Origin of the sequence: Streptomyces sp. bgisy159 (assembly GCF_965341775.1) — a bacterium.
In the GTDB taxonomy this organism is placed as follows: Bacteria; Actinomycetota; Actinomycetes; order Streptomycetales; family Streptomycetaceae; genus Streptomyces.
Genome location: NZ_CBDQZH010000010.1, coordinates 115,596 through 134,515, shown reverse-complemented (window position 1 = coordinate 134,515; position 18,920 = coordinate 115,596). Strand labels below are relative to the sequence as shown.

19 protein-coding genes and 1 pseudogene are annotated in these 18,920 nt (G+C 72.0%); 9 read left to right on the top strand and 11 right to left on the bottom strand.

What is annotated here, in order from left to right; all coding sequences use genetic code 11:
• Positions 1 to 282: 282 nt before the first annotated feature.
• The 3 genes from ACSLTV_RS12950 (at position 283) to ACSLTV_RS12940 (ending at position 3,698) form a co-directional block, all read left to right on the top strand.
• Positions 283 to 1,323 carry a rhamnogalacturonan acetylesterase gene (locus tag ACSLTV_RS12950; protein ID WP_435612156.1) on the top strand — a complete coding sequence of 347 codons (1,041 nt, stop codon included), beginning with the start codon at positions 283 to 285 and terminating at the stop codon, positions 1,321 to 1,323.
• 192 nt (positions 1,324 to 1,515) lie between these two features.
• On the top strand, positions 1,516 to 3,336 hold the full coding sequence (locus ACSLTV_RS12945; protein ID WP_435612155.1) for a DUF2264 domain-containing protein: 1,821 nt from the start codon (positions 1,516 to 1,518) through the stop codon (positions 3,334 to 3,336).
• A complete protein-coding gene (locus ACSLTV_RS12940) occupies positions 3,333 to 3,698 on the top strand; it encodes a VOC family protein (protein ID WP_435612154.1) in 366 nt (121 codons plus the stop codon). The genes ACSLTV_RS12945 and ACSLTV_RS12940 overlap by 4 nt, the downstream gene beginning before the upstream one ends.
• A 28-nt stretch (positions 3,699 to 3,726) precedes the next feature.
• Here the strand turns inward: ACSLTV_RS12940 and ACSLTV_RS12935 are convergent, their stop codons facing one another.
• From ACSLTV_RS12935 to ACSLTV_RS12910, 6 genes are all read right to left on the bottom strand, one after another.
• On the bottom strand, positions 3,727 to 4,527 hold the full coding sequence (locus ACSLTV_RS12935) for an FkbM family methyltransferase (RefSeq protein WP_435612153.1): 801 nt from the start codon (positions 4,525 to 4,527) through the stop codon (positions 3,727 to 3,729).
• Positions 4,458 to 5,477: a phosphotransferase family protein gene (locus ACSLTV_RS12930; protein WP_435612152.1), complete on the bottom strand. Its 1,020-nt coding sequence runs from the start codon at positions 5,475 to 5,477 to the stop codon at positions 4,458 to 4,460. Before ACSLTV_RS12930 ends, ACSLTV_RS12935 begins: the two co-directional genes overlap by 70 nt.
• Complete coding sequence (locus ACSLTV_RS12925) at positions 5,470 to 6,237, bottom strand: hypothetical protein (protein WP_435612151.1); 768 nt, start codon at positions 6,235 to 6,237, stop codon at positions 5,470 to 5,472. Before ACSLTV_RS12925 ends, ACSLTV_RS12930 begins: the two co-directional genes overlap by 8 nt.
• A 47-nt stretch (positions 6,238 to 6,284) precedes the next feature.
• The gene (locus ACSLTV_RS12920) at positions 6,285 to 7,112 is read right to left on the bottom strand and encodes an endonuclease/exonuclease/phosphatase family protein (protein WP_435612150.1); all 828 of its coding nucleotides are present in this window, start codon (positions 7,110 to 7,112) and stop codon (positions 6,285 to 6,287) included.
• Positions 7,113 to 7,187: 75 nt separating this feature from the next.
• Positions 7,188 to 7,337: a hypothetical protein gene (locus ACSLTV_RS12915; protein ID WP_435612149.1), complete on the bottom strand. Its 150-nt coding sequence runs from the start codon at positions 7,335 to 7,337 to the stop codon at positions 7,188 to 7,190.
• 350 nt (positions 7,338 to 7,687) lie between these two features.
• Entirely contained in the window at positions 7,688 to 8,308 is a 621-nt protein-coding gene (locus ACSLTV_RS12910; RefSeq protein WP_435612148.1) for a TetR/AcrR family transcriptional regulator, read from the bottom strand.
• A gap of 87 nt (positions 8,309 to 8,395) precedes the next feature.
• Here ACSLTV_RS12910 and ACSLTV_RS12905 point away from each other — a divergent pair, with 87 nt between their 5' ends.
• From ACSLTV_RS12905 to ACSLTV_RS12890, 4 genes are all read left to right on the top strand, one after another.
• Positions 8,396 to 8,887, top strand: a complete 492-nt coding sequence (locus ACSLTV_RS12905) for a nuclear transport factor 2 family protein (RefSeq protein ID WP_435612147.1) — start codon at positions 8,396 to 8,398, stop codon at positions 8,885 to 8,887.
• On the top strand, positions 8,884 to 9,105 hold the full coding sequence (locus tag ACSLTV_RS12900) for a heavy-metal-associated domain-containing protein (RefSeq protein ID WP_435612146.1): 222 nt from the start codon (positions 8,884 to 8,886) through the stop codon (positions 9,103 to 9,105). Before ACSLTV_RS12905 ends, ACSLTV_RS12900 begins: the two co-directional genes overlap by 4 nt.
• Positions 9,106 to 9,139: 34 nt before the next feature.
• Positions 9,140 to 9,544 carry a tRNA (N6-threonylcarbamoyladenosine(37)-N6)-methyltransferase TrmO gene (gene tsaA / locus ACSLTV_RS12895; protein WP_435612145.1) on the top strand — a complete coding sequence of 135 codons (405 nt, stop codon included), beginning with the start codon at positions 9,140 to 9,142 and terminating at the stop codon, positions 9,542 to 9,544.
• Between the two features lie 216 nt (positions 9,545 to 9,760).
• Positions 9,761 to 10,990, top strand: coding sequence for a trypsin-like serine protease (locus ACSLTV_RS12890; RefSeq protein WP_435612144.1), 1,230 nt, complete (start codon positions 9,761 to 9,763; stop codon positions 10,988 to 10,990).
• Between the two features lie 162 nt (positions 10,991 to 11,152).
• Here the strand turns inward: ACSLTV_RS12890 and ACSLTV_RS12885 are convergent, their stop codons facing one another.
• Together ACSLTV_RS12885 and ACSLTV_RS12880 are read right to left on the bottom strand one after the other, a co-directional pair.
• Positions 11,153 to 11,740, bottom strand: a complete 588-nt coding sequence (locus ACSLTV_RS12885; protein ID WP_435612143.1) for a TetR/AcrR family transcriptional regulator — start codon at positions 11,738 to 11,740, stop codon at positions 11,153 to 11,155.
• Positions 11,741 to 11,809: 69 nt separating this feature from the next.
• Positions 11,810 to 12,367, bottom strand: a pseudogene (locus ACSLTV_RS12880) (response regulator); the annotation flags it as partial.
• Between the two features lie 315 nt (positions 12,368 to 12,682).
• On the opposite strand from ACSLTV_RS12880, the gene ACSLTV_RS12875 reads away from it, so the two are divergent.
• Both ACSLTV_RS12875 and ACSLTV_RS12870 read left to right on the top strand, forming a co-directional pair.
• Positions 12,683 to 13,501 (top strand): ABC transporter permease, encoded by an 819-nt coding sequence (locus ACSLTV_RS12875; RefSeq protein WP_435612142.1) that lies wholly within the window; start codon positions 12,683 to 12,685, stop codon positions 13,499 to 13,501.
• Positions 13,502 to 13,661: 160 nt separating this feature from the next.
• Positions 13,662 to 14,531, top strand: a complete 870-nt coding sequence (locus ACSLTV_RS12870) for a potassium channel family protein (protein WP_432136961.1) — start codon at positions 13,662 to 13,664, stop codon at positions 14,529 to 14,531.
• 10 nt (positions 14,532 to 14,541) lie between these two features.
• On the opposite strand, the gene ACSLTV_RS12865 is transcribed toward ACSLTV_RS12870, so the two are convergent.
• The 3 genes from ACSLTV_RS12865 to ACSLTV_RS12855 form a co-directional block, all read right to left on the bottom strand.
• Entirely contained in the window at positions 14,542 to 14,934 is a 393-nt protein-coding gene (locus ACSLTV_RS12865) for a GntR family transcriptional regulator (protein ID WP_432136962.1), read from the bottom strand.
• Positions 14,935 to 14,936: 2 nt separating this feature from the next.
• Positions 14,937 to 15,887 carry a DUF1648 domain-containing protein gene (locus tag ACSLTV_RS12860; RefSeq protein WP_432136963.1) on the bottom strand — a complete coding sequence of 317 codons (951 nt, stop codon included), beginning with the start codon at positions 15,885 to 15,887 and terminating at the stop codon, positions 14,937 to 14,939.
• Positions 15,888 to 16,042: 155 nt separating this feature from the next.
• Positions 16,043 to 18,916: a glycoside hydrolase family 2 TIM barrel-domain containing protein gene (locus ACSLTV_RS12855; RefSeq protein WP_432156263.1), complete on the bottom strand. Its 2,874-nt coding sequence runs from the start codon at positions 18,914 to 18,916 to the stop codon at positions 16,043 to 16,045.
• Positions 18,917 to 18,920: the final 4 nt, after the last annotated feature.

Genomic DNA, 18,920 nt, shown 5'->3' with positions numbered 1-18,920 from the left:
ATGCCGTACGAAGACGGCGGCGCCGGCGTCCTCCGGCGCCCCGCGCTCCCGCGCACGGCGGCCGCCCGCTCGCCGGTGGCGGGCGGGTGGCGGCACCCGACGGCGGCCCGGTCCGTCGGGGCAGGCAAGTGCAGGGTGACAGTTGAATCGATTTCGCGAAAGGGCTTTCGAGGAGTGGGTGTCGGAGGTGAGGGGAAATCTGGTCAAGGGGTGGAAAGCGCTTGTGGCAACCGGTACGGTCCCCACCGCCGGGCACTGTAGCCGTGACGGAGGAGCCGGCAAGTGAGACGATTCAACCTCGCCGTGCTGACCGCGGTGAGCATGACCACCGCCCTGACGGCCGTGCCGGCCCACGCCGGTGAGGGCGGCAGGCCTCTCGGCATCGCGAACTGCACCGCCACGGCCTGCCACTTCGACGTCCCGCCCGGCACCTACGACGTGAAGGTGCTCCTCGGCGGCGAGGAGGCCTCCAGCACCAGCATCGCCGGTGAGACCCGACGCGCCCTGCTCCCGGAGACCGCCGCGTCGGCCGGTGGACGCGTCGCCCGCAGCTTCACCGTCGACGTCCGCACACCCGAGGGCGAACCGACCGGAGCCGCCGGGAGCCCCGGCCTGGACCTCACCCTCGCCGGCACCGCTCCCGCGCTCGCCGCGATCAGGGTCACCCCGGCCCGGCACGCCCGCCAGATCTTCCTGGTCGGCGACTCCACGGTCTGCGACCAGCCCGGTGAACCGTATACAGGATGGGGTCAACAGCTGCCGGAATACCTACGGCGAGGACTGTCGGTCGCCAACCACGCCGACTCCGGCGAGAGCACGGTCAGCTACCTCGCCGACCCGCTGCTGTGGGACACCGTCGCACCCAGGATCCGCCCCGGCGACCTCGTCCTGATCCAGCTCGCCCACAACGACAAGCAGACGGACGAGACGACGTACCGGACGAACCTGGAGACACTGGTGGCGGGTGTCCGGGCCGAGGGTGGCCGGCCGGTGCTCGTCACGCCGATCGTGCGCCGCTGGTTCAGCCCCGACGGCACACTCGACAACGACATCGCGCTGCTGGTCAACGGCCTCGGCGTGAACCACCCGGCGGTGATCCGCGCGGTGGCCGCGGCCCGGCACGTACCGCTGATCGATCTCACCGCGAAGACCAAGACGCTGGTGGAGGCTCTCGGCCCGCAGGACTCCAAGGCGCTCTACCTCTACAACGAGAAGCGGGACAACACCCACACCTCCGTGCACGGGGCCACCGTGTTCGCGGGCCTGGTCCGCGACGCGCTGCGTGACCAGCACCTGGTACCCGGGGGGCTGGTGCGGCAATGAGCGCGGCGTGAGCACCCGGGGCCAGGCCACCGGCCCGGTCGACCCCGGGACCGTGCCACGGATGATCCCCGTACGAGACCCTGGGGCGCGCGACCGGAACCGGAGCGCCACGGGCCCCTGCCGGCAGGACCGCCCCTCCCGGCAGGCCCCCCGCCGGGAAGACCGCCCCCCGCCGGAAGGACCGACTCACCCATGCACCTGCCTCCGCCCGCCGCCGACCGTAGCCCGTACACCGGATACACCCGGGCGCACTGGGAGTCGGCCGCCGACGCTCTGCTCGCCGCCGCGGCCCTCTACGCCGACCGGAGCCGGGCGCTCTACCACTTCCCCGGCGACCGCGTGAGCTGGGCCGGCCGGTTGTCCGACGGCCTGGAGGGATACGCGCGGACCCTACTGCTCGCCGCGTTCCGCCGCGACGAGACGGTGCTCGAACGGTACGCCGAGGGCCTCGCCGCCGGCACCGCGGGCGTGTGGCCCCGCATCGAGGACCGCGGCCAGCCGCTGGTGGAAGCCGCCTCCATCGCCCTGGCGCTGCGGCTGACCCGGGAGTCGCTGTGGGACCGGCTGGACGACGCGGTGCGGCAGCGGGCGGCGGCCTGGCTCGCGGACGCGCTCACGGCCGAGGCCTGGCCGTGCAACTGGGAGCTGTTCCCGGTGACGGTCGGCGGGTTCCTGGAGTCGGTCGGATACGAGGCGGCGGCGTCCCGCAAAGCGGTGGAGCGCGGACTGGAGCGGATCGAACGGTGGTATGTCGGCGACGGCTGGTACACCGACGGTGACGGCCGGAAGTTCGACTACTACAACGGCTGGGCGATGCATCTGTATCCGGTGGTGCATGCATGGCTGGCGGACGACAGTGACCTGTTGTCTGTACACGGTCCGCGGTTGTCCGCCCACCTCGCCGACTACGCCCGGCTCTTCGGCGCCGACGGCGCACCGATGCACCAGGGCCGCTCCCTGACGTACCGTTTCGCCACCACGGCCCCGCTCTGGCTCGGCGCGCTGACCGGTCACACCCCACTGTCCCCGGGTGAGACCCGCCGACTGGCCTCGGGTGCGCTCAGGTACTTCCTGGAGCGCGGCGCGGTCGACGACCGGGGCCTGCTCACCCTCGGATGGCACGGCCCTGACGAGCGCGTCCTGCAGGGGTACTCGGGTCCCGCCTCCCCCTACTGGGCCAGCAAGGGCTTCCTCGGCCTCCTGCTGCCGCCCGACCACGAGGTGTGGACGGCCACCGAGGAACCCGGCCCGGCCGAACGCGAGGACGCGGTCACCCCGCTCACCGCGCCCAACTGGCTTTTGCAGACAACCTGTTCGGACGGGCTGGTGCGGCTTCACAACCACGGCAGCGAGGACGTCCGCTACGACCCGTACTACACCCGCCTCGCCTATTCGACCGTGACCACACCCTCGGCGTCGAACGACAACAGCGTGATCGTGGGAGGGGATCCGGGCCGCACGGGGATCGTTCCGCTCGGCGCCGGGACGACGTGGGCGGCTTCCCGGCACACCGCGGCCGGCGGCACCGCCGAGGTCACGACTCTCGTGGTCGCGTCCGGCGCGACCGAGGTACGGGCGCACGTGGTGACGGGCGCGCCCGCCGGGACGCCGGTACGGATCACCGGGTGGGCGCCGGCGGAGGGCGTACGGACTGAGCTGCTGCCGGTGACCGGGATCGGTGCCGAACTCACCGTGGAGACCGACCCGTCGGGCCTCCCCTCCGTGACCGGCCGCACCGGCGAGGCCGTTGCCGTGACCGGCCGCACCGGCGAGGCGTCGGGCGGGGGTGCGGGCGCAGACCCCACCCTCTTCGTCACCCTCGCCCGTCTCACCGCAGAACCGGAACCGGCCCCGCTGGAGCGGACGGTGACGGTGGAGGTGTGCGAGGCGCACGAACTGCACCTGAGCTGGTCCGACGGCGGGCGGGAGTGCCACCGGCTGCCGCTCGGTCCCGGCCGGGAAGGGAAAACCTGTCGCTTTCCGTCCTCGCCCGCCGAAGAATTCCCGGCATGACATCTCGCATCCACCACGCCACCGTCGACTGCGCCGACGCCTACGCCCTCGGCCGGTTCTGGGCCGAGGTACTGGGACAGCCGGTCCACGACGACGACAAGCCGGGCGACCCGGAAGTGCTGATCGAGGGGGCCGGACTGCTCTTCGTCACCGTGCCGGAGGGCAAGACGGTGAAGAACCGTGTTCATTTCGACCTCCAGCCCACCGACCGCACGCGGGAGGAGGAGGTCACCCGCCTCCTCGCCCTCGGCGCCACCCTGGTGGCCGACCGCCGCAACGCCGACGGCACGGGCTGGGCCCTCCTCGCGGACCCCGAGGGCAACGAGTTCTGCGTGGAACGGAGCGCGGCGGAGCGGGGGTGAGGGAGCGGGAGGTGAGGCAGGGCGTGGTTCAGCGCGCTGAAGCAGTAGTCGCCGTGAGGGCGAGGACGTGACGCGAGGCGTCATGGCGGGAGCGAGAGCGGGAATGGGGCCGACGAGCAAGCGACTGTACGGTGTAGCCCGCCGACGTGAGGAAGTCGTGCGTCTCTTCCCCTGTGCCGTGAACCTCGCAGATGATCGCCGGCCGAGCCTCCGCCAGGGTGTCGGCCATCCCTCGAAGGACGCTGAGTTCCGCACCCTCGACATCGATTTTCACCACGTGCGGCAACCTGATCTGACCGTAGCGGACCAGTTTGTCGATGGACCAGCAACGGACAGGAATCGCAGCGCGGGCCCCGGGTGGCGGCGGTAGCGAGTTCAAGCGTGCCCAGAAGGGCTCACGAGCCGGTGCCAGCATGGCCGTGCCGACGCGGTCCGTGATGGCGCACGGCATCACGGACACGTTGAGTGAGCTGGAGATGCGGACGTTGTGGCGGAGAGCCTCCACGTTTCCGGGCAGCGGTTCGAAGGAATACACGCGCCCCTCTGATCCGACTCGTTGGGACCCGAGGACTGTATGGAAGCCGACGTTGGCTCCAATGTCGTAGAACACGTGACCGGGCTGAAGCAGGTCGTGAAGCGTCGCTTGGACATGGGGCTCACTGGTGCCCAGGGCGAAACTCGGTGCAGACCCGCCGGCGTTGAACGGTGTGCCTGAGCAGGCCCCGAAGGGGATGATCACGTCGCGTCGGCGAAGTGGACTTAGCAGTTTTCGCGCCAGGGCGGCTCCACGTGTATCGCCGAACCGTGGACTGACCAGGCCCAGGGCCATCCGGGGTGGTACGAGCCGGACGAACCGCAGGAGCATTCCGCTGTCGGCGGGAACTCGACCGGCTCCGGTCTCGCCGGGCTCATGGTGCCTCCGCGCGCCTTCCGGAGTGGGACGCATGTGACCTCCCTATTCACGTCCAACGTGGCGCCCCGCAGTATCCGCCACACGGAAGCCCATCGCCTGACGGCCTTCAGGTCGAGGGAGCGGCGGGCCCGATAGGCGTTGAGGTATGCCCGGGAGAACGCCCAACGCCCCGCCGGTGCCGCTGCACAGGCCCATCGAGGGGCCGACTCGGGTATGGCACCGCATGCGATCGTAACGAGTGTGATCGCCACGTCGGCGGCGGAGTTGCCGCGGACGGCACCGGACCAGTCGACGGCCAGCCACTCGCCGCTCGCGGGCCGTCGCAAGAGATTGGCCGGGTTGAAGTCACCGTGCAGGAGCCGATTGCCGGTGGGCAGGGTGCGCATGAGCTCGCCGAGGATTTGCCGGGCGCTCCGCGGTAATTGACGGCACGCGATGTGCGAGAGCACGACCTCATGCGCCGTAGGCAGCATCGCGGGTGCTGTCACGTCATGGATTGCCGCGTGGACGGTTCCCATGATGCGGCCGGCCGCCATCACGGACCATGGGGCCGTGCTCATACTGTGCAACAGGTGAGAAGGCTCCAGGCGTTCCATCACCAATCCATAGTGGCCGCCTATGTTGGCGGGTCCGTGTGGCCGGGGTACAGGAGCTCCACGATCCCACGCGGTGACGTGGGCCTTGAACGCCCAGTCGTCAGGACCGCTTCCGCGGCGGCTCACTCGGAAGACGCTGTCAGCGTCCAGGGCGAACACCTGAGCTTCGCTTCCCTGGCCGATGAGGATGCCCGCTGACGACGCGCCAGGTTCTGCGTCGGACCGAGCCAACCGACCGAGGGTGAGTGTCGCGGACGCCGGGTCATCCACGAGACCGCACCGAGGTCAGCCAGTCCGCGCTGGGCAGGTGCGGCAACGTGTCACGATACGGTTCCCATGCCTGATCGGGTTCCGCCGCATCCCGCCAGAGATTCTCGAACACGCGCCTGTAGAGGTGTATCAGGTGCTGCCCCCCGGAGCTGCTCGCGGTGGTGATGACAAGTGAGTTGGAGGCGCCGGACAGCGGTCGGCCTCCAGGGTCGGCGAGTCCGCGATCGTCGTAGGAGTACCAGCCGACCGCCAGGACTTCGTCGGCAAGCAGTCTTCCCCGTAACGAGGCAGTTGCCGAATAGCACTTGAGCTGCAGTCCGATGCTCCGAGCGCGGTCCGCCGGGATACGGTACGCAAGCGCGCGGAGTCCCTCCGCGAGCCGGTAGTCCCGCTGGTAGTCACTGATCGCGGCAGACGGGTGAGCGACAAGGAGCCGTATTTGCTGAGTGCAGCCCTCCTCGCCGAGTTTCGCGAGTAGCGGAAGAGCGCCGAATGCGCTGTATTCCAGCATATCGACTGTCCGGGGCCGCTCACGGACGACATGGGCGATCAGGTACGGCACGGCCTCGTCGTCATTCTTGCAGGCTGTGACCTCGTAATGCTGCACGGCCCGGCCCTGCAACGTGATCTCGAGCAGCATGGTGAGCAGAGTGAGGTCAGCGCCGATCATGACGGCCAGACTGGCGGACAGACTCAGGGCTCCGACCGCCGATGCCACCACCGAGGCGACCGGGGGAAGGACGAGGCAGCCGAGCAGCATACGCCGGACTCTGCGGTTCTCCAGCCGCGACGGCTCTGCAGTACCTGTCATGGCGACTCGGCGTGTTCAATGTCCAGGCGACTGACATCTATGTCGACCACGATGGGGTAGTGGTCGGATATCTGGTCGGTTTCGGCGTTCTTGAGTACCCGGTAGTCGGTGACAATCGCTGCCAAGGGTTCTGTCGCGTAGCAGTAGTCGAGTCGCAGCCGGGGAAAGGAAGGTCCTGGTAGGGGCAGCGGGGTCGGTAAAGTGTGGCCGGTCGAGCCGCGAAGACGCCCCACATCCACCAGGCCTGCGGATTCCAGACATTCAAGGGCGCGAGCATCCACTTTCCCACTGCCATCCGACGCCAGATAGCGGGTTCGGATCCGGAGCTGCGCCTTCGCGAACGTGGACGTGTGATCTGCATGAGGTTCCGGCGAGTTCAGGTCGCCGACGACCAAAGCGGGCTCATCGCCGCGCAACAGCCTTATCAGATGCTCTGCCTCGGCCAGCCGGATTTCTGGAGAGTCCGGACACCAGTGTGCACCCAGGGCGTGCAGTACACCCCCGTTAGGGAGAGGGATTCGAATACTGATCAGGGCATGGAAGAAGTCGGGGCGGCCGAAACGCGCACATGTGGCGCCGAGTTCATGTCGCACAAAGGCGGCGACGTGGTATCCGCTGTCTGCAGTGGAGAGGAATCCGGCCAGTCGCAACCGACGTCCCACGTCGTTGAGGAGGCGGTTGTCCTGCGCGTCGAAGTTGCGGGCTTCCTGGAGGAAGACAAGGTCAGCCTCACAGGACCGGATGATATCGACAGCGCGGCCCAGTCGGTACCGATCGCCATTGTCCTGGCCGCCGTTGAGTAGATTCCAGCTGATGATCCGCATGCGTGGAGCGCCCCCGCATCAGCCCGTTCCTGCAATAGGGAGAATTCTGGATCGATGAGACAGGCCAGTCAACCCTCACGCATCGGACTCCTCCAGCCCATGCGGACGCAGCGTGGCCCTGGCGATGTTGTTCGGCGTGGGGTCGGGCTTCGTGCAGAGGACCTCGCGGGCTTGGTCCGCCGCCCGGGCGGGGCTCTCGCAGACGAAGCCGAGGAATCGGACCATGTTCCGCAGGCGGGTGGAGGCGGGTGGAGGCGGGTGTGGCCGAGCTGAGGACGCCCGCGCCCTGCCGAGCGGTCGCGGCTACCTGTGCTTTGTCGCGGGCGCTGGTCGTCATCGACTGGTGCATGAGGTGGTCGTCGGCGACATAGCGCTCGCCGCGCCGGTCGTCGCGCTCCCGCCGGGCTGACAATCCGTGCGACCACCTCATACAGAGACATCGTCGCCCGCAGAGTGTGAAGGCTTGTCCGTCCCGCTCCAGGTCGGCCCCGGAGTGAGGAACCGGCGGAATGGGCGGCTCCCCGGTCGAGTGGACCGTCGTCTCAGTCCGGGCCTGGCAGGGAGCACGCCCCAGTTCACCGGGAACGGGAGGGGGGTGAGCTGTCCGGTCGTGCGGTCGCGCCGAGCAGGCGGAGCAGGCTGGTGCGGAGGGCGTTCTGGGCGGCCGTGGCGGTGAGCCGGCCGGCGTCCTGTTCCTCGCTCGCGGCGTGGCCGAGTCTGATGGCCGCCGCGACCAGCCAGTTCACGGGGAGCCGGTCGTCGAACTCCCCGCTCTGACGGCCGCGCCGGATGACTCGTTCGATGCGGTCGGCGACGGGCGTATGCCGTTCGCGGTCCTCCTCCGCGCCGACGGGTTGGCTGCCGATCAGCCGCAGCAGTACGGGATAGCGGCCGGTCACTTCCGCACCTGCGTCGAGCATGCGCAGCAGGGTGTCCGCGGCGGAGCCCGTGTCGAGGTCGGCGGCGTCCATGGCGGCGACCGCCTCGTCGGTGATCCGGCCGACGACGGCCTCCAACAGCCTTTCCCGCGACGGGAAGTGGGCGTAGACGGTCGGGCGGGTCACGCCCGCTGCGCCGGCGATCGTCTCCAGACCGGCGTCGGGATCGGCGTTGAGGACCCGGGTCGCGGCGTCAAGGATGGCGGCCCTGCTGCGAAGGGCGTCGGCGCGGCGGTTGCGGGCGGGCGAAGACATCATCTCTTACATGTTGCCAAATTTGTCGAGCGCTGTATATTTTACAGGCTGTAAAAGATCCTGGGTGAGCAGCAGACTGACGGGAGCGACATGCGTCCACGCGGCAAGACACCTGACAGGACGAACGGCAACACGAACGGCGATACAAGCGACCACACACCCGGTGGGACATCCGTCACGACCGACCCCAAGCAGTTCATCGCCGACTTCTTCACCTCGTTCACCGAGGACCTCCTGCGGTCCGACGAGGACGCGGCGCTGATCGTCGACCGCTATCACACCCCGGACATCGTCGAGATCGCCGACGGCCACCGGATGGACCGCGACAAACTCGTCGCGCACACCCGCCCGGTGCGCAAGAACCGGCCCACCATCCGCGTGGAGGTGCACGACGCCGTCGCCGAGGCCGACCGGATCGCCGCCCGCTACACCCTGCACTCGTCGCAGCGCGGCAAGAACCTCGCGGTCGAGGTCTACTTCTTCGGCAGGTTCGCCCCGGACGGCCGGATGCGCCAGGCCCACATGGCCACCCGCATCGTTCCGGCTGCCGACGGCCCCGAGCGGGCGCAGGCGCCGTCATGACCGGAACCGCCTACACCGTCACGGGTATGGCGTGCGGGTGCTGCGCGGCTGCCGTCACCGAGGAACTGGAGCGCATCGCCGGTGTCACCGCCGTGGCGGTGGACGTCGACACCGGTACCGTCGTGGTGACCAGTGACAGGGAACCGAGGACGGCGGACGTGCGTGCGGCGGTCGAGGAGGCCGGCTACGGACTTGCGGCCGCGGACGGGGCCAGGTGACCGGCACGCCGGCCGTGGAAGGGAGGCAGCTCTCATGACCGCCGACAGGTTGCGCCCGGTCGGGCGCGTCGAGTCGTCGCTGACGGACCGCGCCGCGGCGCCCCGGCAGCCCGACGAGGGCGCACCCGAGGCCTGGCTCGTCTTCGACGCCCGGTACGCCCCGGCCCTCGACGGTCTGGCCCCGGGCACCGACGTCCTGCTGCTCACCTGGCTCGACCGTGCCGATCGCGACACGCTCGCCGTGCACCCGCGGGGGGACGCCGCCCGGCCGCTCACCGGCGTATTCGCCACCCGGGCCCCCGACCGGCCCAACCCGATCGGCCTGCACACCGTCCACATCCTCGCCGTCAATGGCACGCGCCTGCACGTCCGCAACCTCGAAGCGCTCGACGGCACCCCGATCCTGGACGTCAAGCCCCTCCTCACCCCGGACCGTTGACCCTCCTCGCGGGCGCTTGAAGATGGCCAGGAGGTGACGGGGATGCGACGGGGCGATGCCATCTGTCTCCGGTCGGTCGTGCGGTGGTTGTACGGGGCATCCGCAGTGGGCACGATGGGGTGATCACTGAGCGCCTGTGCCGCAGGGGGGTTCCGAGCCCCTGGGGGCGCGAGGTGCTGCGCGAGTCACGTCCGCCGAAGTCGCTGGGGGAGAGCCATGAGGAGAAGGACGAGAGCGGGCCACGGGGCCCTGGCCGTGGGGCTGTTGGCCGCGACCGGGACGCTGGGCGCGGGGCACGCCGAGGCGGTCGTGGGGGACCCGGCCGCCGACGGGGTGATGCCGTACACGGCGAGGATCGAGATAGGCGACATGGACCGGGCCTGCTCGGGCGCGCTGATCGAGGCGCGGTGGGTGGTCACGGCGGCGAGCTGCTTCGCCACCGACCCCGCGCAGCCCACGACGGTCGCCGCGGGCGCGCCCCCGCTGCCCACCAGGGCCGTCGTGGGCCGCACCGGTGCGAGCGGCACGCCCGGGCAGGTCCGCGACGTCGTGGAACTGGTGCCCCGGGCGGACCGGGACCTGGTCCTGGCGCGGCTGTCCGCACCGGTCCGCGACATCGCCCCGGCGACCCTCGGCGCCCAGGCGCCGGCGGCCGGCGAGGAGCTGACGGTCGCCGGCTACGGCCGCACCCACGACACCTGGGTGCCCGACCGCCCGCACACCGGCGCGTTCACCGTCACCGGCACCCGCAGCGGAGAACTGGACATCGACACACAGAGCGGCGCGGTCTGTCAGGGCGACGCCGGCGGTCCGGCGGTCCGGACCGGCACCGGGGAACTGGTCGCCGTCAACAGCCGTTCCTGGCAGGGCGGCTGCCTCGGCTCGGACGCGACCGCGCGCGGTGCCGTCGAGACCCGCCTGGACGACATCACGGACTGGATCGGCGCCCACGTCGCCCGCTGGTCCCTGAAGTCGCTCGTCAACGGCAAGTACGTCGCCGCCGAACTGAACGCCACCGGCACCCGGGAGGGCGCGCTGCGCGCCCGCAGCGACACCGCGGAGGGCAGCTGGGAGCAGTTCACCCTGCACACCGGCGACGCCGGTACCACGGTGTCCCTGCGGTCCGTCGCCAACGGCCTGTACGTCAGCACCGAGAACAACGAGACCGGCGCCTACGAGGGCATGCTCCGCGCCCGCACCGAGGTCCCGCACGGGTGGGAGCGCTACACCCTGGTCCCGCAGGGCGCGCAGAACTACGCCCTGAAGGCGGCGAGCAACGGCAGGTACGTCGCCGTGGAGGCCAACTACACCGGCGCGGACGCCGGTCTGCTGCGCGCCCGCTCGGACAGCGTCGCCACCTGGGAGCGGTTCACCTTCCAGCACGCCGACAACTTCCGCGTGGCGGGCGTCGCCCCGGCGGCCCCGGCCCCGCTGCCGCTGGGCTGACCCGCGCGTCGGCGGCGACGCCCCGGCCGCCATCCGCCGCCCCGGCCCGCATCGGCCCGCACCGGTCAGCGGCGTGGAGCGGCACCGCACCATCGCGTGCGGTGCCGCCACCGGAGCGCCGCCGGGCGGGCGCCGGTGCGGGCCGGGCGGGCACCGGCCGGCTCAGAGGTCCGTGGGCTGTCCGTCCCGCGGCCAGTGCAGCAGCGTGACGTGCAGGGCGTCGACGGCCCGGTCCCAGGACCGCTGGACATCGCGGGGTGCGTCGAAGCCGCCCGACGACTCCAGGACGCAGTAGCCGTGGAAGGTGCTGCGCAGCAGCCGCACGGCGTCGGTGAGGTCGGGTTCCGCCAGGCCGTAGGGGCGCAGCAGACCGTAGACGAAGTCGGCGGTGCGGCGCATCACGAGGGAGCCGGCCACCGGGTCGGGGTCGACGCGGCTCTGGGTCGCCGCGTACCGTCCGGGCCGCTCCAGGGCGTACGAGCGGTAGGCGCCGGCGAACGCGGCCAGCGCCTCCCGGCCGGTGCGCCCGTCCACCGCCGCGGCGATCCGGTCGACCATCTCGCCGCCGGCCAGCAGCGCGACCCGTGCCCGCAGATCCCCCAGGCCGCGCACGTGCGAGTACAGACTCGCGTCCCGCACGCCGAAGCGCCTGGCCAGCGCGGACAGCGTGACCCGGTCGAAGCCCACCTCGTCGGCGAGGTCGGCGGCCGCCGCCGTGATGCGGTCGGCGGTGAGTCCAGCGCGGGCCATACGATCTCCGACTCCCGGGAGGAAAACCTAGAGCACCCGGGAAAGATAGAGGGCCCCGCGTCCGGCCGCCTAGCGGCCCGGCCTGACCAGTCCGGTCTCGTACGCCAGCACCACCGCCTGCGCGCGGTCCCGCAGCCCTGACTTGGCGAAGATGCGGGCGACATGGGACTTCACGGTGGCCTCGCTCAGGGTCAGCCGGGCCGCGAGTTCCGCGTTGGACAGACCGCGGCCGAGAAGCGTGAGGACCTCCCGCTCGCGGGGCGTCAGCGTCGCCAGCGCGGCGGTGCCTGCGGACGGGCCGGCCTCCGGTTCCGCGGCGTAGCGTTCCACCAGACGGCGGGTGATGGACGGGGCCAGCAGCGCGTCACCCGTGCCGACCAGGCGTACGGCCGCCACCAGGTGCTCCGGTGTGACGTCCTTGAGGAGGAAACCGCTCGCCCCGATCGACAGGGCCGTGTACACATAGCGGTCCAGGTCGAAGGTGGTCAGCATCAGCACCCGGCAGTCGCGGGACCGGGCCAGGATGCGGCGGGTGGCGTCCAGTCCGTCCATGGTGGGCATCCGGATGTCCATCAGCACGACGTCCGGGCAGAGCCGCCGCGCCATCGACACGGCCTCCACGCCGTCCTGCGGCGGCGCGGGCGATCAGCGCGGGCAGCGCTCCCGGAACCGCACGCGCCCGCGGCGTCCAGCTCCGGCTCGCGGGAAGCCGGCTGCCGCGCCCGGTGAGCCTGGGCCTGGGGCTGCCGTTCGCGCGGCCCGGCCGCAGCGCCCTCACCCTGGCCGCCGTCGTCCTCGGCGTCACCACGGTCACCTTCGCGACCGGCCTGGCGACCACCATGAACCGGCTGGGCAGCGCCGGACGGGACGCCTACCAGGTCACGGTCTACGCGACCCACTACCGCGACGGAGGTCACCGCCCGGGGCGATGTGGAGGTGAGCATGACCGGGTCCGCGTACAAGGTGATGCTGGAGGGGCGTCGCGGGGACCGCCCCCGGCTGGACAGCGTGCTGACCGGGGGGCGCTGGACGCGCTCGCCCGGTGAGGCCGTCGCCGGGTCCGCCTTCCTGCGGCAGAACGGCCTGCGGATCGGCGACCGGATCCGGCTGGAGAAGGGCGGACGCGGTGAACGGCTGCTGATCGTCGGGGAGTTCATGGCGAGCGACGCGCGGATGCTGGTCACGGACTGGCCCACCTTCGCCCGGCTGGCCCCCGCGGAGAAACCCATCGCCTACCACGTACGGCTGCGCGACGGCACCGATCCCGCCGCCTACGCCCGCGCGGCCCGAGCCGTCGACCCCGCGCTCAGCCCGCACCCGCGGGGCGGCAACGCCGTCACCGCGACCGTCGTCGGCTCCGCCGGCGCTCTCACCCTGCTGCTCGCGTCCGTCGCCGCCCTCGGCGTCTTCAACACGGCCGTCCTCAACACCCGTGACCGGCGGCGCGACCTGGGCATGCTGAAGTCCATCGGTATGACGCCGGGGCAGGCGACCGCGATGACGGTGACCTCGATGGCGGTCCTCGGTGCGATCGGCTCGCTCCTCGGCGTCCCCCTGGGCATCGCGGGATACGAACTGGTCGTGCCGCGCATGGCCGATGCGGTGGACATGAGCCTCCCGGCGTACATGACCGACGTGTGGCGTGCTCCGGCGCTGGGCGGCCTCGCGTCGGCCGGGGTGGTCATCGCGGTGGCGGGGGCCTACGTGCCCGCCCGGCGAGCGGGACGGCTGACCATCGCCCAAGTGCTGCGCAACGAGTGAGCCGGGACCGGGCACGTGGTCGCTGACCGGCCGTACGGCGGCGGTCTGCCCCGGTCCGCCGCTCGCGCCCGGCCGGTGGGGACACCGTGCGGATGTGCTCGGTGCGGATGTCCGGGCGACCGCATGCTGGTGCCCTTGCCGGTCGGGTCGAGGAGGGCGCATGAACTGGGTGGTCACGCTGGTCGGCGCGGTCATCGTGATGATCATCCTGCGGGACGTGTTCCACACGCTGTGGCACCCGACCCGGCACGGCGGACTGAGCCGGGCGGTGATGATGACACTGTGGCGGCTGTCCGCGCGGGGCCGGCGCGGTGGCGGCTCGGCGGGGGTGGCAGGACCGCTCGGCATGGGCTGCGTGGTGGCGATGTGGGCCGGCGGCGTCGCCGTGGGCTGGGCGATGGTGTACTGGCCGCACATGCCGCACGGCTTCGTCTTCTCCGGCGAGCTGGAGGCGGAGCGGCACTCACGGCCGGTGGACGCCCTGTACGTCTCCCTGGTGAACCTCGGCACGCTCGGCCTCGGCGACATCGCGCCCGCCCGGGACTGGCTGCGGATCGTCGCGCCGCTGGAGGCACTGGTCGGGTTCGCGCTGCTGACCGCCACCGTCTCCTGGGTGCTCGGCATCTTCCCCGCGCTGGCCCGGCGGCGCACGCTGGCGCTGCGCATCCGGCAGATGCGCCGGGCGGCCCGCGAAACCGGGGAGACGGACGCCGGGCCGGAGGCCGCCGAGCTGCACGGGCTGGCCGCCGACATCGCCCGGGTCAGCGTGGACTTCGCCCAGTACCCGGAGTCGTACTACTTCCACGACGGATCCGGAGACACCGCGCTGGCCGGCGCGATCGGCCACGCCGCCGAACTCGCCGACCGGGGACGGCGGTCCGCCGACCCGGGCGTGCGCAGGGCGGCGGCCGTGCTCGCCGCCGCCCTGGACGACGTCGCCGCGACCCTCGACGTGCGCTTCCTGCGCACCGGCGGTACCCGGTGCGAGGTGCTGGCCGCCTACGACCGTGACCACCGGGGGGCGCGCTGACGCCCGTGGGTCATGCCCCGGGCGCGGCCGGCGGGGCGACCGGGGCCCCGGTCAGGCCGTCGCGGACCAGGGACAGGAACTCCTGGTCCGTCAGGCCGAGCCGGCGGGCCTGGGAGACCAGCCGGTGCACGCCCTCGGTGAGACGGGCCCGGTCGACGACGCCGGGCCCGGCGGTGATCGCCGCCCCGCGGCCGCGCCGCAGCTCGATCAGGCCCTCGTCGCGCAGCCGCCCGTAGCCGCGCAGCACCGTGTGCACATTGACGCCCAGCGACGCGGCGACCTCCCGGGCGGGCGGCAGCCGTTCGCCGGGCGTGGCGGTGCCGTCGGCGATGGCACCGCGCACACAGGCGGCGATCTGCTCGCCCAGCGGCACCGGCGAGTCGGGCAGCACGCGGAACAGCATCGCTAGCCACGCTCCCGTGCGCGGCGTTCGACCAGGCCGTTGAGCAGCGCGGCCGCCGTCGCCGCGTCGTCCACGGTGACGACGTACTCCGGGCCGTCGGCCGTGCGGACCGCCAGCGCCTCGCCCGAACGCAGCACCACGCCCCGCTTGTGGGGGCGGATCCGGTAGCCCCAGCCGCCGAAGTCGCCCATCGCGTCGACCTGGACGCTCGCGGCGTCGGCGACGCGGTCGAGCGGTACCGTCAGCCGCGGCCCGGGCAGCACCGCGGAGGCGACCGTCAGACCGCGCCGGTCGACGGTGACCCGGACCCGCGCGAAGGCCAGGCAGAGCAGGCTGAGGACGAGCGGCACCGCCCCTGCCCACCAGGGGCCCGCCACCAGGCCGGACACCCCGCAGAGCGCGATCACGGCGGCGGCCGGCAACAGGGCTCGGGAGGACGTCGAGCGGCTCCAGGCCGCCGCCTCGCCGTCGGCCAGCGGCAGCGTGGGCGACGCGGGGCGGCCGGCCGGCTCCGGGCCGGCGCCGATCACCCACCAGGCCGCGGCGCCCGCGGCCAGGGCCGCCGGGACCAGGACGGCCAGGTGCCACAGCGGCATGCCGGCCCGGGCCGGATCGTCGATGTCCGTGTTGACCAGGACGATCCCGAGGAGCGGATACCCGACCGTGACGGCCGTGCCGACGGCGGTCGCCGCAGTGAGCCGGGACCCCGCCGAGCCGCCTGCCCTGAGCGTCAGCAGGGTGAACAGCACGCCCAGCCCGACGAGCAGCCCGCCACCGAGCCACAACGCCCCGGCCCGGCTCATGAAGCCGTCCGCCGAGCCGTCCCCCGAGTAGTGCGTGGCCATCCGCTCCGGCAGCCGGTCGTACCGGGCCAGGAACACCGCGACGTAGCCGACGGCCACCGCCCCGAACGGCAGACCCGCCAGTGCGGCCCTGCCTCTCGTGTTCATCATCGCCCCCCCTGGGATTGTTCGCATTGAAGTAGAACAACCTCAGCATACGGCGTCTGTCTCCGGCGGGCGTACCGGGCGGCCCGATCGACGGCCCGGTACGCCGCCCTTCCCGTGGGGGGAGGCCCTGGAGGACAGGAGAACAGGGGGAGCGGAGATCAGCCGGCCGTGGAGAAGACGAACGAGAACTCGGCGGGAGCGACGGTCAGGAAGTACCGCGGCAACGGGCCGGGGCCGCAGGACTGGGAGCCGACGCCGTGCTGGCCGTGATCGAGGTTGACCCACACCGTCTCCCCCGGCACCAGGTCCGTGCGGTGCCGGGCGGCGTCCAACTGCTCGGTGGTCCAGCGGCGGGCGGTGAACCAGAACGCGGGATCGCCCTCCACCCGCAGGCCGCCGAGCTCCGCCCAGCGCACGTCGGCGCGGGCGCCGTTCTCCTGCGGACGGACGTACGGCGTCTGCAGATCGTCCACGGTCGACCGCCAACTGCCGACCATCGACGCCGTCCTGCTGTCCGGATAGGCCTCACCGGGCCCGCCGCCGAACCACCGCACCGCGTCCGCCGAACCCGGCAGACCGAACCGGACGCCCAGCCGGGGCAGCGGCACCGTCCAGTCGCCCTCCGGCGCCACCGACACCGTCAGCCGCAGCCGGTTGCCGTCCGACGTCCAGCGGTAGACGGTCGACAGACCCAGCTCCCAGGCGGCGGGCGCCACCCGGGTGCGGACCGTCAGCGCGTCGTCGCCGGTCTCGACCGCGTCGAGCCGGTGCCGCATGCGGTGCAGGCCGAGCTTGCGCCACAGCAGCCCGTGCCGGACGTCCGACTGCCAGGGCGCGCCGTCGTCGTTGTCGGTGGGCGCCCGCCACACGTCCAGCCGCAGCCCGGTCACCGGCACCGACCCGATGCTCCGCAGGGCACCGGTGCGCGCGTCGAACGCGGCCGGGCCCAGCGTGATCACCCCGTCCGCCACGACCGGCCCGTCGGTCGCCGCCACCGACGGCACCGCGCGTGCGGCGACGGGCAGCCGGCCCCACGCCACCACATGACCGCGCCCGGCCCACGCGGTGTCCTCGGCGAGCACCGCCCGGACCGTCCACGCCGTCTCCGCGCCCGGCGGGACCTCCGCCGGCGGCTCGGGCAGCTTCACCTCGGCCGACCCGCCCGCCGCCAGCACCGGGACGGACAGACCGCCCGACTCCGCGGTCTCCCCGTCCACCTGGAACGCCCACTCGAAGCGGAGCGCCGACAGGTCGGCGAAGTCCTGCTTGTTGGTGACGCGGACCGTGCCGCGGGGGCCGTCGCCTTCGATCGCGACCGGCTCGATCACCTTCTTGTACTCGACCAGACCGGGCGACGGCGTCCGGTCCGGGAACACCAGGCCGTCGCAGACGAAGTTCCCGTCGTGCAGTTCCTCGCCGAAGTCGCCCCCGTAGGCGAAGCCGTGGCGGTCGTCCTCGATGCCGTGGTCGATCCACTCCCAGACGAACGCGCCCTGCAGCCGCTCGTGCGCCTCGAAGATCCGCTGGTAGTCGGCGAGCCCGCCGGGCCCGTTGCCCATGGCGTGCGCGTACTCGCAGAGGATGAACGGCAGTCCGCGCCGCTTGTGGGTGCCGCCGTCCAGGCGGCGGCCGATCCGCTCGACCTCCTCGTGGGAGGCGTACATGCGCGAGTACACGTCCGTGTCCCGGCAGTCGGGGTCGCCCTCGTAGTGCAGCAGCCGGGAGGCGTCGCGGCCGCGGATCCACTCGGCCATCGCCGTCAGGCCCCGGCCCGTGCCGGCCTCGTTGCCGAGCGACCAGACGATCACCGACGGGTGGTTCTTGTCCCGCTCGACCATGCGGGCGGCGCGGTCCAGGAGCGCCGGCGTCCAGCGGTCGTCGTCGACGGGGTTGTCCCGCCAGTCCTGCTCGACGAAGCCGTGGGTCTCCAGATCGCACTCGTCGATCACCCACAGGCCGTACTCGTCGCACAGGTCGAGGAAGGCGGGGTGCGGCGGGTAGTGCGAGGTGCGGACCGCGTTGACGTTGTGCCGTTTCATCAGCAGCACGTCCTCGCGCATGGTCGCCAGGTCGAGCGCGCGGCCCTTCTCGGGGTGCCACTCGTGCCGGTTGACCCCCTTGAAGAGGATCGGCCTGCCGTTGACCTTGATCAGGCCGTCCTCCAGGGCGACCGTGCGGAAGCCGATGCGCAGCCGCACCCGTTCGCCCTCGGTGGCGAGCACGCCGTCGTACAGCTTCGGCGTCTCGGCCGTCCACGGCCGGACGGTGGCGGTCGCGGCCTCGCCGGTGGCGATGTCGATGCCGAGATCCGGGACGGTCACCCGGCCGTCGACGTCGGAGTCGACCCGCAGCGTGCCCTGACCGGTGGTGTGGTCGTAGGACGCGTGCACGAAGAAGTCGAGCGCCGAGCCCGCCGGGCGGTGCAGCAGTGTCACGTCGCGGAAGATGCCGGGCAGCCACCACTGGTCCTGGTCCTCCAGGTAGGAGCCTGCGGACCACTGGTGGACGCGTACCGCCAGGACGTTGCCGGCCGGCTTCAGCAGATGGCCGACCGCGAACTCGTGCGGCAGCCGGGAGCCCTTGAACTCGCCGACGTCCGTGCCGTTCAGCCAGACGCGGGCGCAGGACTCCACGCCGTCGAAGCGCAGCACGGCACCGCCGTCGGTGAGGTCCGGCCAGTCGGCGGGCAGGTCGAAGACGCGGACGTGGTCGCCGGTGGGGTTCTCCGTGGGCACCCGGGGCGGGTCGACGGGGAAGGGGTAGAGGTGGTTGGTGTAGATGGGGGAGCCGTGCCCCTGCAGCACCCAGTGGCCCGGGACGGCGACCTCGGCCCAGTCCCCGCTTTCCCGGCCGTCCGCCGCGAACGAGTCGTCCTCGGCGTCCGCCGCCTGGGACAGTCTGAACCGCCAGGTGCCGTTCAGCGACAGCGACTTGGCGTCGGAGGAGGCGTACCAGGAGCGCGGTGGCAGCGCTCCCGAGCCGGGGGAGACGTCCTCGACGTAATCGATGGCCGTGGTCGTGCGGAAAGACATCGGT